This is a genomic window from Pseudomonas sp. X4 (assembly GCF_040784925.1).
In the GTDB taxonomy this organism is placed as follows: Bacteria; Pseudomonadota; Gammaproteobacteria; order Pseudomonadales; family Pseudomonadaceae; genus Aquipseudomonas; species Aquipseudomonas putida_Z.
The window spans coordinates 3,175,556-3,188,481 of the sequence record NZ_CP160798.1 but is presented as its reverse complement, the minus strand read 5'-3'; the positions used below and the strand labels follow the sequence as shown (position 1 = coordinate 3,188,481).

The 12,926-nt window shown below is 60.7% G+C and carries 11 protein-coding genes and 1 pseudogene; 4 read left to right on the top strand and 8 right to left on the bottom strand.

Annotated features, from left to right (window positions below):
* Nucleotides 1–46 precede the first annotated feature (46 nt).
* Entirely contained in the window at nt 47–385 is a 339-nt protein-coding gene (locus tag ABX298_RS14155) for a hypothetical protein (protein ID WP_003247487.1), read from the bottom strand.
* 161 nt (nt 386–546) lie between these two features.
* On the bottom strand, nt 547–2,985 hold the full coding sequence (locus tag ABX298_RS14150) for a Lon protease family protein (protein WP_075043716.1): 2,439 nt from the start codon (nt 2,983–2,985) through the stop codon (nt 547–549).
* Nucleotides 2,986–3,238: 253 nt separating this feature from the next.
* Between ABX298_RS14150 and ABX298_RS14145 the strand changes: the two genes are divergently transcribed.
* The 4 genes from ABX298_RS14145 to ABX298_RS14130 all read left to right on the top strand — a co-directional run bounded on the left by ABX298_RS14145 (nt 3,239) and on the right by ABX298_RS14130 (nt 6,817).
* On the top strand, nt 3,239–3,727 hold the full coding sequence (locus tag ABX298_RS14145) for a DUF3015 domain-containing protein (RefSeq protein WP_003256313.1): 489 nt from the start codon (nt 3,239–3,241) through the stop codon (nt 3,725–3,727).
* 74 nt (nt 3,728–3,801) lie between these two features.
* Nucleotides 3,802–5,655: a DUF4105 domain-containing protein gene (locus tag ABX298_RS14140; protein WP_367393244.1), complete on the top strand. Its 1,854-nt coding sequence runs from the start codon at nt 3,802–3,804 to the stop codon at nt 5,653–5,655.
* 240 nt (nt 5,656–5,895) lie between these two features.
* Nucleotides 5,896–6,252, top strand: coding sequence for a hypothetical protein (locus ABX298_RS14135; RefSeq protein ID WP_025337630.1), 357 nt, complete (start codon nt 5,896–5,898; stop codon nt 6,250–6,252).
* 67 nt (nt 6,253–6,319) lie between these two features.
* On the top strand, nt 6,320–6,817 hold the full coding sequence (locus tag ABX298_RS14130; RefSeq protein WP_075043714.1) for a GreA/GreB family elongation factor: 498 nt from the start codon (nt 6,320–6,322) through the stop codon (nt 6,815–6,817).
* Nucleotides 6,818–6,947: 130 nt separating this feature from the next.
* Here ABX298_RS14130 and gdhA read toward each other — a convergent pair whose 3' ends face one another.
* From gdhA to ABX298_RS14100, 6 genes and pseudogenes are all read right to left on the bottom strand, one after another.
* Entirely contained in the window at nt 6,948–8,288 is a 1,341-nt protein-coding gene (gene gdhA / locus ABX298_RS14125; protein WP_015268894.1) for an NADP-specific glutamate dehydrogenase, read from the bottom strand.
* A gap of 312 nt (nt 8,289–8,600) precedes the next feature.
* Nucleotides 8,601–10,268: an energy-dependent translational throttle protein EttA gene (ettA, locus tag ABX298_RS14120; protein WP_085601695.1), complete on the bottom strand. Its 1,668-nt coding sequence runs from the start codon at nt 10,266–10,268 to the stop codon at nt 8,601–8,603.
* Nucleotides 10,269–11,100: 832 nt separating this feature from the next.
* Nucleotides 11,101–11,355 carry a MafI family immunity protein gene (locus ABX298_RS14115; RefSeq protein ID WP_075043697.1) on the bottom strand — a complete coding sequence of 85 codons (255 nt, stop codon included), beginning with the start codon at nt 11,353–11,355 and terminating at the stop codon, nt 11,101–11,103.
* 5 nt (nt 11,356–11,360) lie between these two features.
* Nucleotides 11,361–11,540 (bottom strand): annotated as a pseudogene (locus ABX298_RS14110) (hypothetical protein); the annotation flags it as partial.
* A 149-nt stretch (nt 11,541–11,689) separates the two neighbouring features.
* On the bottom strand, nt 11,690–11,905 hold the full coding sequence (locus ABX298_RS14105) for a hypothetical protein (RefSeq protein ID WP_162276772.1): 216 nt from the start codon (nt 11,903–11,905) through the stop codon (nt 11,690–11,692).
* Between the two features lie 200 nt (nt 11,906–12,105).
* Nucleotides 12,106–12,741: an SMI1/KNR4 family protein gene (locus ABX298_RS14100; RefSeq protein ID WP_317410589.1), complete on the bottom strand. Its 636-nt coding sequence runs from the start codon at nt 12,739–12,741 to the stop codon at nt 12,106–12,108.
* Nucleotides 12,742–12,926: the final 185 nt, after the last annotated feature.

Below are 12,926 nucleotides of genomic sequence, written 5' to 3'. Positions count from 1 at the left end.
TTACCTGTGGGAGCTGGCTTGCCGGCGATGAGGCCAGTAAAGTTACTCAGGTCTCAGGATGAAACTGGTAATCCCCCAGGTTCCGACACCGCTCACCGTTGATCCGCCGCAACTGCGCCTGCAAATGCAAACACCAGATCTGCGGATCCTCGGCCACCTGGTACCCATGCAAGGTCAGGCTGTCGACAATGGCATTGAGTACCGATTCGGCCACCAGCGGCCCATGGAACGGCCCTTGGGCCTTGATCGCGGACGGTTGTTCACCGGCCATGCCGGCGGCGAACAGCAGCGTCCACATGCCGTTGTCCCCGGCCAGCGGACGGATGCTGCATTCGATGCGGGTCACCAGGCCCAGGCACTGGCGTGTGAGGCTGAGATTGCGCATGGCCGCGCCCCCTCCAAAAAGCCTTGTTCAGCCTGAACCTCAGGCTGTTTCCATCCTGAACGCTGATACCGTCCTTAAGTTCCAGCATAGAAGAACGGTACAGAAAGATGGAAAACCGGCGCTGAACGGTAGCACATCGCCGCTAGCGCCGGTTTCTTGACTCAGGCTGGCTTGGCCTGGGCAATTACCTCTTCCAGGCGTTCTTTCTCCGCCTTCTCGATTTCTTCCTCGCTGATCATCTCGGCAATCTCACGCAGGCGCTCCACCACCCGCGCGTTGACGCTGCCTTCGGTGAACTGGCCCTTGTCATCCAGCACACCGGCCTCCTCGCCCACCAGCAGGCTCAACGCCTCGTCGGCCTGGCTGACTGCGTACACGTGGAACATGCCGTTCTCCACTGCCTGCAGCACGCGCTCGTCGAGCATCAGCGTGGCGACGTTGGCACGCGGGATGATCACCCCCTGCTCGCCGGTCAGGCCACGCGCCTCGCACAGGCGGAAGAAGCCTTCGATCTTCTCGTTGACCCCACCCACCGCCTGCACTTCACCAAACTGGTTGATCGAGCCGGTGATGGCGAAGCACTGCTTGAGCGGCGTGCGCGACAAGGCCGAGATCAGCGTGCAGGCTTCGCCCAGCGAGGCGCTGTCACCGTCCACATAGCCGTAGGACTGTTCCAGGGCGATGCTCGCCGAGATCGCCAGCGGGAACTCCTGGGCATAGCGGCTGCCCAGGTAGCCGGTGAGGATCATCACACCCTTGGAGTGGATCGGCTGGCCGAGGTTGACCTCACGCTCGATGTCGACGATACCGCTGCCGCCCGGGTACACGGTGGCGGAGATACGCGCCGGCATACCGAACGCCGAATCCCCCACTTCCAGCACGGTCAGGCCGTTGCACTTGCCGATAGCCGCACCTTCGGTGTCGATCAGGATGATGCCGGCGAGCATGTCGTCCAGCACCCGCTGCGAAACACGCCCGGTGCGGGTGGCCTTGGCCTTGAGCGCACGCTCGATGTGCCCGGCGTCGGTCATTTCGTCACTGGCCAGCTGGCGGATGAAATCGGCTTCGCTGACCAGCTGGAACAGGTCGCCGATACGCGCCGACAGACGCGACTGGTTTTCTGCCAGGCGGGCGCTGTAGGTGGCCAGGCGCGCCACCGCGTCACTGGTCAGTGGCGCCATGCCCTCTTCGTTGGTGCGGGTGCGCAACAGCTGGGCGAACTGCTCCAGGTTCTCGTCGACCATGGGCATGTCTTCGTCGAAGTCCACCAGCACCCGGAACATCTCCTGGAAGTCCGGGTCGTGGTCCTGCAGCGCGTAATACAGCTGGCGCGAACCGATGATGACCAGTTTGATGTTCAGCGGGATCATCTGCGGTGTCAGGCTGACGGTGGCCACCCGGCCCAGCTCGCCCAGTGGTGACTCCATCTTCAACTTGCGCGACTGCAGCGCACGCTTGAGCGCGTCCCAGACGAACGGCTCGCCCAGCATCTTCTCGGCTTCCAGAATCAGGAAGCCGCCGTTGGCGCGGTGCAGCGCGCCCGGGCGCAGCTGGCGGTACGAGGTGTACAGCGCACCCTGGTCGGTGCTGTATTCGATACGGCCGAACAGGTTGTCGTAGGTCGGGTGCGGCTCGAACACCACCGGCGCACCGCCGTCGGCGTGGTGGCCGACCACCAGGCTTGGGGCGTACTGCTCTTCCAGCAGCTTGCGCGCGGCCGCGTCGGTCTTGCTGTCATCGACCAGTTGCTCGACCACGGTACGCAGCAGGTTCAGCTGCACCGACTGCAGGTAGGCGCAGACCGCAGCGTTCTCGGCGTACTTCTCCGACAGCGGCGCCAGCAACGGTTGCAGGGCCAGGGTGATGGTTTCTTCGTTGAGCTGGCGCAGCTGGTTGTTCGACTCGCGTTTCCATTGCGGCAGGCTGGCCAGCTCTTCGTTCAGGCGTTCCTCGAGCAGGGCGATATCCTCGTGGAACTGCTCGCGCACCTCTTCCGGCAACTGGGCGAATTCGGCTTCATCCAGCGCCTTGCCGTCGGCCATCGGGGTGAAGGCGACGTTGCTGGCGTCGCGGTACAGGGCCACGTCCTTTTCCAGCGAGGCGCGCTCGATCACATCCAGGGCGCGGTCGTAACGCTGGTTGAAGGCGCGGTCGATGGCGCCTTTCTTCTGCTGGTACGACGGGTGCTCGAACACCGCCGGGAAGGTCGACAACAGGTTGTCGATCAGCCCGCTCATGTCGCTGATGAACGCCCCGGCGCTGCCGGACGGCAACTCCAGTGCGCGGGGTTCACGGGTGTCATCGAAGTGGTTGACGTAGACCCAGTCGGCCGGGGTCTGCTGGCGCTTGCCCTCGGCCTTGAGGTAGCGCTTGACGAACGAGAAGCGGCCGGTGCCGGGCTCGCCCATCACGTACACGTTGTAACCAGGGCGCGGCATCGCCACGCCGAACTGCAGGGCCTCGACAGCACGCTCCTGGCCCAGGACTCCGCGAAACGGCTCCAGATCGTCGGTATTGGTAAAGGCAAACTGCTCGGGGGAGAAACGCCGGGTCAGGGCTTCAGGCGCGAGACGCAGGCGCGCAGCGACAGGATCGGGCATTGGGTTTCCTTACTTCGGCGGGGCAGATACGCAGCATTCTGGCGCCGCCCGCGCGCGCCTTGCAAGGCTCCACGGGACTTTATGTCGCAGCCGGTGCGGGTCATGTAACCGCAAATTTTTCGCAATCAACAACGCAACTCTTAGATCGTGCCTAAACTCCAAGCTGCGCGGGTGGGTGAAAAGCTTTCCCGACCTGGCAACCGAGTTGCCAGAAACCCTGACCCTTGGTTAAGTCAAATAGAGAACAAATGCTATGAAACGGATTCTTCTGGGTACTCTGTTCACCGTGGTCTCGATCAATGCCATGGCCGAAGCGCCAGGCGGCCCGAACTGCGGTTGGGGCAACATGCTGTTCGAAGGCCAGCGCGGCACTCCGGCACACTTCCTGGCTTCCACCACCAACGGCACCTCCGGTAACGCCACCTTCGGCATGACCTCCGGCACCAACGGCTGCTCGACCAAGGCCTCGCTGACCTACGGCGGCAAGTCCTGGTTCGCCATGAACGGCATGATGAATGAGCTTTCCGAAGACATGGCCATGGGCCAGGGCGAAGCACTGACCACCTATGCCGTGGTTCTCGGCGTGGCCCCGGAAGACCGTGGCTACTTCGCATCGGTCACCCACCAGCACTTCAACCAGATCTTCAGCAGCGCCGACGTCACTGCCGAAACCGTCCACAGCAACACCCTGGCTGTTCTGAAGAACGACCCACGCCTGGCCAAATACGCAACCGAGGCCTGAGTGCAGCTGCTCCCGCCCCGGCCCCGGGGCGGGTTTCGCCTTTTTTCGGCATCGTTAAGAAGTAGTTGCCCGACATGCTCAAACGCTTCGTATCCCTGGCGCTGTGTGCCTGCGCCCCTGTTCATGCCGCGCCCGTGCCGGACCAAGGCCGTGTCCAGCAACTGGCCAACACCCCTTACTGGATTGCCCTGGGCCATTACGAAACCGCCAAGCTGGGTGGCTGGCGCAGCTATGTGGACGATGATGCGTTCTTCCTCGCCGAGGATGGCGCGCACCACCCCGACCAGGAGCTGCAAGCCACGGTCGAAGCGCTGTACGCCCCGGCCAGCCTCGGCGACAAACATGCCCAGTGCGTATTCCCGGCGCGCACCCGCTGGCTGCGCGAACAGCTCGACCTGCAAGACTTGCCGCAACCGGACTGCCAGGAATTCACCACCTGGTACCAGTCGATCGACCCGCACAGTGCGGCGCTGATCTTCCCGGCGGCCTACCTGAACAGCCCGTCATCGATGTTCGGCCACACCTTGCTGCGCATCGACCAGTCCAACACCCGCAGCGACGACACCACGTTGCTGAGCTACGCGATCAACTTCGGTGCCTACATCGAAGGCAGCGACAATAGCATCCTGTACGCCTGGAAGGGCCTGATGGGCGGCTACCCGGGCCTGTTCGCGCTGATGCCCTACCAGGAAAAACTGTCCGAATACCGCAGCCTGGAAAACCGCGACCTGTGGGAGTACCAGCTGGATCTGACCCCGGAAGAAACCGGGCGCATGGTCGAACATGTGTGGGAGCTGAAGCAGGTCCAGTTCGACTACTTCTTCTTCGACGAAAACTGCTCGTACCGCCTGCTGGAGCTGCTGCAGGTGGCCCGGCCGAGCCTGGACCTGACCTCGCAGTTCCCGCTGACCGCCATCCCGACCGACACGGTGAAGGCCGTGAAGCAGTCCGGCATGGTCGCCAGCGAGACGTACCGCCCCTCTCGCGAACGTGAACTGCTGGCCCGGGCCGAGCCGCTCGATCACGACGAAAAGCGCCAGGTGCTGGCTGCAAGCGCTGACACCGCGCACCTGCAGAGCCCCGAGTTCAAGGCCCTCCCCCGCCAGCGCCAGGCGCTGGTGCAGGATGCCGCGTACCGCCTGGAGCGTTACCGCGCCAATGGCCAGGAGCGCGACCCTGGGCAGGCGAAACGCAGCTTCGAACTGCTGCGGGCAATCAACAGCAACCCGCCACCGCCCCTGCAGATCGAGCGCCCGGGCCTGCCCGAGGACGGCCATGACTCGCGCACCTGGCAGCTTGGCGTGGGCACCCGCGAAGACCGCGCCTACGCCGAGTACGGCCTGCGCATGGCCTACCACGACCTGAATGACAACGCCTATGGCTTCCCGCTGGGGGCGCAGATCGAGATCCTGCAGCTGAAGCTGCGCCAGTACGAAGGCAACGACTGGCAGGTGCAGCGCCTGGACCTGGCCACCATCCGCTCGCTGACGCCGCGCAACGAGCTGCTCAAACCTTGGTCGTGGCAGGTGGCCGGCGGGCTGGAGCGGGTGCCGGGCAAGCATGATGACGAAGTGCTGGTGAGCCATGTGAACGGCGGGGCCGGCGGCACCTGGCAACTGGCCGACGGGTTGCTGGGCTTTGCCCTGGGCACTGTGCGGGTCGAGCACCACAATGATTTTGCCCAGTTCATCGCCCCGGCGGCGGGCTTCAATGGCGGGCTGCTGTGGCGCAACGGGCTGGGCAACATGACGCTGGAGGCCAAGGGCGACTACTTCACCAATGGCGAGGTACGGCGCAGTGTGAGCCTGAACCAGCAGTGGGAGATCAGCCAGAACCTGGGCCTGCGGTTGAGTGCTTCGCGGGAGTTCAGCCACCTGGCTACGGCGCAGAACGAGGTGATGCTTGAGCTGAAGTGGTATCACTACTGAAGCGGACTTTGTGGGAGCGGCCTTGCGTCGCGAAAGGGGTGCGAAGCGCCCCCAGATTGTTGCACTCATGCAGAATTGCCGGGGCCGCTTTGCGGCCCTTTCGCGACGCAAGGCCGCTCCCACAAATGACAGCATCAAGGCTGAGCTGTGTGAACCAACCGAGTCTTTGACACTGTTTTGACGGCCCCCCGACAAATCGCAACCTAGACTTTCCAGTATCAACCGGAGGGTTTTGTGGTTATGTCGCGGTACTGGTTTGGCGTGTGCATGGCGTTGTTGCTGTCTGGTTGCGAAACCACCCACGAGCAGATGGTCAACCAGGGTTATCCCCCCGCCTATGCCGATGGCTTCCAGGATGGCTGCAGCAGCGGCCGCCAGGCGGCAGGGCTGATGGTCGGCGGCTTTCGCAAGGACGTGCCGCGCTACCTCCACGAGCGCCAGTACGAAAGCGGCTGGGACGACGGCTTTCGCCAGTGCCACGCCATGCAGAACAGCGAAGAACAGCGCCAGTACCACGAGCGCTTCTGGGACCAGCGCGAGCGCGACTGGGAGCAGGAAAAGGACCGCGACGCCGCACGCGCCTATCGCCACAACTGAGTCGCAAACGGACATCCCTTGAAACCGGCGGCCTGCGATGATGGTCTCCTGCACAAGGAGGCCACGCATGAGCCGAGCATTCGTCAACGAAGACCAGGCCGCCGCCCAGGCTGATCAGCCGGTCGAGCGACGGGTCAGTGAACAACCCAACTACGTGACTGCCAGTGGCCTGCGCCAGCTGCAGGAGCGCGTGGCCGAACTGAATGCCCTGCGCAGCGAACTGCAGGCACAGGGCGAACGTGGCGACAAGCAGCGGTTGGCGGATACCGAACGGGACCTGCGCTACTTCAGCGCGCGGGTGCAGAGTGCCCAGGTGGTGCCGGCGGCGACATCGCGCAGCAAGGTGCAGATTGGTAGCCGGGTGCGGTTTGTCGATGGGCAGGACCAGGAACATGTGGTGCGGCTGGTGGGCGAGGATGAGGCGGATGCCGGGCGGGGGTTGATCAACTGGGGTTCGCCGTTGGGGAGGGCTTTGCTCGGGGCAGGGCCTGGGGATGAGGTGGTCTGGCGGCGGCCGGTGGGGGAGCAGGTGATCGAGGTGATCGAAATTGAAGGTGGGCCCTAGGGGCCGCTTCGCGCCCCATCGCCGGCAAGCGCGGCTCCCACAGGAAGCGCAGCTCTCAAGCCTTGTTCAGTACCTGTGGGAGCCGCGCTTGCCGGCGATGGGCTGCAAAAGCAGCCCCCAGGGCCTCGAATCAGACCACGCCCTGCGCCAGCATCGCATCAGCCACTTTCACGAAGCCTGCGATGTTCGCACCTTTGACGTAGTTGATGCTGCCATCCGCCTCTTCACCGTAATGCACGCAAGCATGGTGAATCGACTGCATGATGTTGTGCAGCTTGCTGTCCACCTCACCGGCAGTCCACAGCAGGCGCATGGCGTTCTGCGACATCTCCAGGCCCGACACGGCCACGCCGCCGGCGTTGGAGGCCTTGCCCGGGGCGTACAGGATGCCCGCTTCCAGGAAGATATCCACAGCCTCCAGGGTGGTCGGCATGTTGGCGCCTTCGGCCACGCAGATGCAGCCATTGCGCAGCAAGGTGCGGGCGTCTTCGGCGTCCAGCTCGTTCTGCGTGGCACACGGCAGGGCGATGTCGCACGGCAAGCTCCACGGGGTCTGGCCCTTGCGGAACTCCAGGCCGAACTGCGCGGCCAGTTCGCTGATGCGGCCACGCTTGACGTTCTTCAACTCCATCACCGCATCCCACTGGGCATCGGTCAGGCCGGCTTCGGCGTACAGGGTGCCTTCGGAGTCGGACAGCGAAATCACCTTGCCGCCCAGGTCCATGACCTTGCGCGCAGCATACTGGGCCACGTTACCCGAACCAGAAATCGCCACGCGGCAGCCATCGATACGTTTGTCCTGGCGCTTGAGCATTTCCTCGGCGAAGTACACGCAGCCGTAGCCGGTGGCTTCCGGGCGGATCAGGCTGCCGCCGTAAGTCATGCCCTTGCCGGTCAGCACCGAAGTGAACTGGTTGGCCAGGCGCTTGTACTGGCCGAACATGAAGCCGATTTCGCGGGCCCCCACGCCGATGTCACCGGCCGGGACGTCCAGGTCTGCGCCAATGTGGCGGTACAGCTCGCTCATGAACGCCTGGCAGAAGCGCATGACTTCGGCGTCGCTCTTGCCTTTGGGGTCGAAGTCCGAGCCGCCTTTGCCGCCGCCCATGGGCAGCGAGGTGAGGGAGTTCTTGAACACCTGCTCGAAGGCCAGGAACTTGAGCACACCCAGGTTGACCGACGGGTGGAAGCGCAGGCCGCCCTTGTACGGGCCGATGGCGCTGCTCATCTGGATGCGGTAGCCGCGGTTGACCTGCACCTTGCCCTGGTCATCGACCCAGGACACGCGGAACAGCACGGCGCGCTCGGGCTCGACCATGCGCTCCAGAATGCCTGCCTGCAGGTAATGCGGGTTGGCCTCGAGGAATGGCCACAGGCTGCGCAGCACTTCTTCCACAGCCTGGTGGAATTCAGGTTGGGCCGGGTCGCGTTGCTTCAGGCGCGCGAGGAAATTGTCGACAGATTCGATCATGGTAGACATCTCACCAAGAGGATTGGACTTATTGGTTTTTTCACGAATGTACCAAGAAGCAATCGCACCGGAATAGGGCGGGATGTCGTTTTTTTGAAATTATTTGGTGCGTTTTCTATAAGTGTATACAAAACCGGGGTCGGCGGCGGCTTCTTCGCGGGCTCGCCCGCTCCCACAGGTTCATCACAGGCCTTGGGTTCCAAGGGCTCCTGTGGGAGCGGGCATGCCCGCGAATGAAGCCAGCACCACTTTCCAGCCAGGCACAAAAATGGGGCCTCAAAGGGCCCCATTCTTGTGCATCAGAACACCGGCTTACTGAGCCAGCTTCTTGTGCCGTACACGGTGCGGTTGGGCAGCAGCATCGCCCAGGCGCTTCTTGCGGTCGGCTTCGTACTCGGTGTAGTTACCCTCGAAGAACACCACGTTCGAGTCGTCTTCGTACGCCAGGATGTGGGTAGCCACACGGTCCAGGAACCAACGGTCGTGGGAGATCACGATCGCCGCGCCCGGGAAGTCCAGCAGGGCTTCTTCCAGCGAACGCAGGGTTTCGACGTCGAGGTCGTTGGACGGTTCGTCGAGCAGCAGGACGTTACCGCCCTCCTTCAGGGTCAGGGCCAGGTGCAGGCGGCCACGCTCACCACCGGACAGGTCCTTGACGAACTTCTGCTGGTCGCCACCCTTGAAGTTGAAGCGGCCCACATAGGTACGCGACGGGATCTCGTAGTTGCCGATGCGGATCATGTCGGAGCCGTCGGAAATCTGCTGGAACACTGTCTTGGCACCGTCCAGGTCCTCGCGGCTCTGGTCGACGCAGGCCAGCTGCACGGTTTCACCGATCTCGATGCTGCCCGAGTCCGGCTGTTCCTTGCCCATCAGCATGCGGAACAGGGTCGACTTACCGGCACCGTTACCACCGATCACACCGACGATGGCGCCTTTAGGCATGGAGAACGACAGGTTGTCGATCAGCACGCGGTCGCCGTAGCCCTTGGTGACGTTCTTGAACTCGATGACCTTGTCGCCCAGGCGCGGGCCGGCCGGGATGTAGATCTCGTTGGTTTCGCTGCGCTTCTGGAATTCCTGCGACTGCATTTCTTCAAAGCGCTGCAGACGGGCCTTGGACTTGGACTGGCGGGCCTTGGCGCCTTTGCGCACCCATTCCAGTTCCTCTTTCATGGCCTTCTCGTGGGCGCTCTGCTGCTTGGATTCCTGCGCCAGGCGCTCGGACTTGGCTTCCAGCCAGCCCGAGTAGTTGCCTTCGTACGGGATGCCAGCGCCGCGGTCCAGTTCCAGGATCCAGCCAGCGACGTTGTCGAGGAAGTAACGGTCGTGGGTAATGGCTACCACGGTGCCCGGGAAGTCGTGCAGGAAGCGCTCCAGCCAGGCCACCGAGTCGGCGTCCAGGTGGTTGGTCGGTTCGTCCAGCAGCAGCATGTCGGGGGCCGACAGCAGCAGGCGGCACAGGGCCACGCGGCGCTTCTCACCACCGGACAGATGCTCGATGCGTGCGTCCCAGGCCGGCAGGCGCAGGGCGTCGGCGGCAACGTCCAGCTGGCGCTCAAGGTTGTGGCCGTCAGCGGCCTGCAGGATGGCTTCCAGCTTGGCCTGCTCGGCGGCCAGCTTGTCGAAGTCGGCATCCGGTTCGGCGTAGGCAGCATAGACCTCGTCCAGGCGCGCCTGGGCGTCCTTGATCACGCTGACCGCTTCCTCGACCACTTCGCGCACCGACTTGTTCGGGTCCAGTTGCGGTTCCTGTGGCAGGTAGCCAACGTTGATGTCGGGCATCGGACGGGCTTCGCCGTCGAATTCCTTGTCGACGCCCGCCATGATCCGCAGCAGGGTCGATTTACCGGCGCCGTTCAGGCCGAGCACGCCGATCTTGGCGCCCGGGAAGAACGACAGGGAAATGTTCTTGAGAATTTCCCGCTTCGGCGGCACGACCTTGCTCAGCCGATGCATGGTGTAGACGTATTGAGCCATTCTGGATACCCCAGTCTAAAGGTTAAGAAATACCGGGCAGCCCACGTGAATTTGACCGGGCTGCCATTGCCAAAAAATTCGTTGTCTGGCGTCGCGCTGTTAATTTGGGCTGCAAAAACGCGTAAACAGCCTTCTCGCCATGAAAATGATCCGTTGCGCAGCTGGCGAGGATTGGCCGGGGGTCTGGATGCCGTCGCTGGGTGGTGCAACGCAGTGAAGCAGCCTTTTTCCGCCCTACCTCATGTTCTCGCTACAAAAATCGACCTCGCCATGACGCTCAGAGCCGGCACGCTGCTCGCTCCTGTAGCGCCTGCGGCAGTCGTCGCCGCTGCCAAGCTGGCTATCATCTCAACTACGTGCGACACGCTCAACTGTTCGCCTGCTGGGTGGCAGAAAGGTAGTCATGTTCATCATTGGACAAAGGGAGGCTGAGCAAAGCGGAGTACGCCCCTCTGGTATAGACCAAGACGGGGCTTGGCCTGCGGACTGAGCATCACCAGCGAAAAACGTGAATTTTTCATTGCCGTGGGCGAGCGAATTGCCCGCCTGCGCAAAGAACACGGCATCACCCACACTCTGTTGCGCAGATGCTCGATACCCTGATCGCTCAAGCCAAGCCTCCCTTCCTTCGCTGCTGGCTTTGGTCGAAGCCGGTGCCTGGATGAATATGAACTTAATCTAATTACTATATACAAATTCAATACCAAACTTCATTTCATGACCAATTAAATTAATCTCGTCATGCCATCAACAACGCAGTTATAAACACAGGTCTTTCCGCCAATAGAGGCAACCTCACCTGCGCCTTTTGCACCAACCGACCCCTAGGATTTTATTTCTTCAATCCCACCAAGTGCTTAAATGGACCCTCATCTAAATCAAACCCTAGATCTGTGATAAGTCTAACTGCCTCCTGGTACTCGTCGTCCGTAATAGAAATATCAAATTCACAAATGTGATCGCATAGTATCTCAAAGGCTAGGCCTTCCTCATTGTACGCGACATAGTCCAAAGCCCCTTGGAGCAGGCCAGCTTCCAATCGGCCGTCGAATTTCTTCCCGAATTCAATAATACGATCTGCAAACATAAAATTTACCTAATAGGCTTATAAGGCGGGACAGGAGCATCATCAGGAAACGCGGTAACCACCTTCCCAGTGGCTGATTGGTATACAACTCGCATACGTACACCATCACGAGTTTCATAAGCAACCCATTTGGCAGGATCTCCCGTAGCCGTATAAACCCCACCGGTTCCTGTTTGCGCGTACCACCAATCGCTGCCCGACAGCGCATAGAAATCAAGGAAGCTCGCGTCCGCGTCGCTCTTCTGCGCGTCCACTACCCCCCATCATCGCAAGGGCGTAATCCGTTACCAGAAGGTCATATTCCGCTTTGCTCAGCCTCCCGCTCTGGTACAGCTCACAAGCTTTTCCCCAGCCTGTTTCTTCTGCTGCCGGTACTCATCACGAATGCCAACCTCGCAGCCGCCATTTCCACCACAGGCTTTATACCGCTCGTGCCATCATCAATGCTGCCAATGCCGGCAGCCTTGCTCCATCTCATCCGGGAAATGCTACAGCGGGTTTGCTTGCGCTTACCGGCGTACTCAAAATCGGAGAAGCTCATTTGACTCATGGAAGGCTTGTTGGGGGGAAGCTAACTGGAGGGCTATTTCGGCACAGGTCGATTGGTCTGTGCTGACTTGGTCTGAGAATCCCTAAAGCGAGCAGCGAAGTGAGGGAGATTTTGCAGCAAACAGATAAAAACAACACCGGCGCGAGGCCGGTGTCAGACCGAGTATGATTCTATATAAATCTGTTGCCCGCTTTAAAGAGCTAGCTGTCAAAATTTAATCTAATCCGGGCTCCGTCCGGCAGCTCTTTAATTTGACTAGCCATATTAGCTCTAAATCTCATTCCCTCTACAGCATCAGCCAGGTACAAATTGTCCAACACAAACTCACCACCTAGTACGAACGGCACCTTAGGTAACAAACGTTTCCCGGCAGGGAGCTGACCATTCTTCTTTTGCCATTGATGCGCTAACGGATAACCCGTAAGTACCTCATAGTCGCTTAGGAGCATTTGCACCCAGCCTTCAATGTCATCAGCCAAGTACTCTAACGAGCCTGTTTCTGGGTCAAAGGTATAGACCCTGCTATTTTTAATGCAGAACTGCCCACCAAAAACATCTTCTGTAAAGAAAAGGCAATCATCGGCCAAGTCTTTGTAGCCACTGCGCCACAGAGCGCTCTCGTTCCAATAACTAATACCAATTTCGTTCTGACTAGAGTGCGTGGGAAATACATGCAAAGCACTTTCTAGAGCACAAAAACCATTACACTGACACAGCACTCCAAAAAGTTGATCTGCTAAATTACCTGCCAATCTATGCAATTGCCCTAATATTTCCGGCTCATGCTCACTCAAAGATGAACTTGCGTTCAACAACAATTTGTCCAAACTAGTCATATTCTAATCCATCACGCCTATTCGACTTTCCGCTTGCGGATGCAGCCGAAAAACAGCAGCTTGACAGCACAAAAAAAGCAGTTCAATCGGCGTCCTGGGCGAAATTACAGCATCAGCAACGTTTATACGCGACTGTACGCGACCGGAACACCTTCCACGGCATTCATAACGTCTTTTGCACCGCT

Excerpts from the sequence above, each read along its gene's own strand:
- ABX298_RS14155 (WP_003247487.1), bottom strand. The coding sequence starts at position 385 with ATGCGCAATCTCAGCCTCACACGCCAGTGCCTGGGCCTGGTGACCCGC.
- ABX298_RS14150 (WP_075043716.1), bottom strand. The coding sequence starts at position 2,985 with ATGCCCGATCCTGTCGCTGCGCGCCTGCGTCTCGCGCCTGAAGCCCTG.
- ABX298_RS14145 (WP_003256313.1), top strand. The coding sequence starts at position 3,239 with ATGAAACGGATTCTTCTGGGTACTCTGTTCACCGTGGTCTCGATCAAT.
- ABX298_RS14140 (WP_367393244.1), top strand. The coding sequence starts at position 3,802 with ATGCTCAAACGCTTCGTATCCCTGGCGCTGTGTGCCTGCGCCCCTGTT.
- ABX298_RS14135 (WP_025337630.1), top strand. The coding sequence starts at position 5,896 with ATGTCGCGGTACTGGTTTGGCGTGTGCATGGCGTTGTTGCTGTCTGGT.
- ABX298_RS14130 (WP_075043714.1), top strand. The coding sequence starts at position 6,320 with ATGAGCCGAGCATTCGTCAACGAAGACCAGGCCGCCGCCCAGGCTGAT.
- gdhA (WP_015268894.1), bottom strand. The coding sequence starts at position 8,288 with ATGATCGAATCTGTCGACAATTTCCTCGCGCGCCTGAAGCAACGCGAC.
- ettA (WP_085601695.1), bottom strand. The coding sequence starts at position 10,268 with ATGGCTCAATACGTCTACACCATGCATCGGCTGAGCAAGGTCGTGCCG.
- ABX298_RS14115 (WP_075043697.1), bottom strand. The coding sequence starts at position 11,355 with ATGTTTGCAGATCGTATTATTGAATTCGGGAAGAAATTCGACGGCCGA.
- ABX298_RS14105 (WP_162276772.1), bottom strand. The coding sequence starts at position 11,905 with ATGAGTCAAATGAGCTTCTCCGATTTTGAGTACGCCGGTAAGCGCAAG.
- ABX298_RS14100 (WP_317410589.1), bottom strand. The coding sequence starts at position 12,741 with ATGACTAGTTTGGACAAATTGTTGTTGAACGCAAGTTCATCTTTGAGT.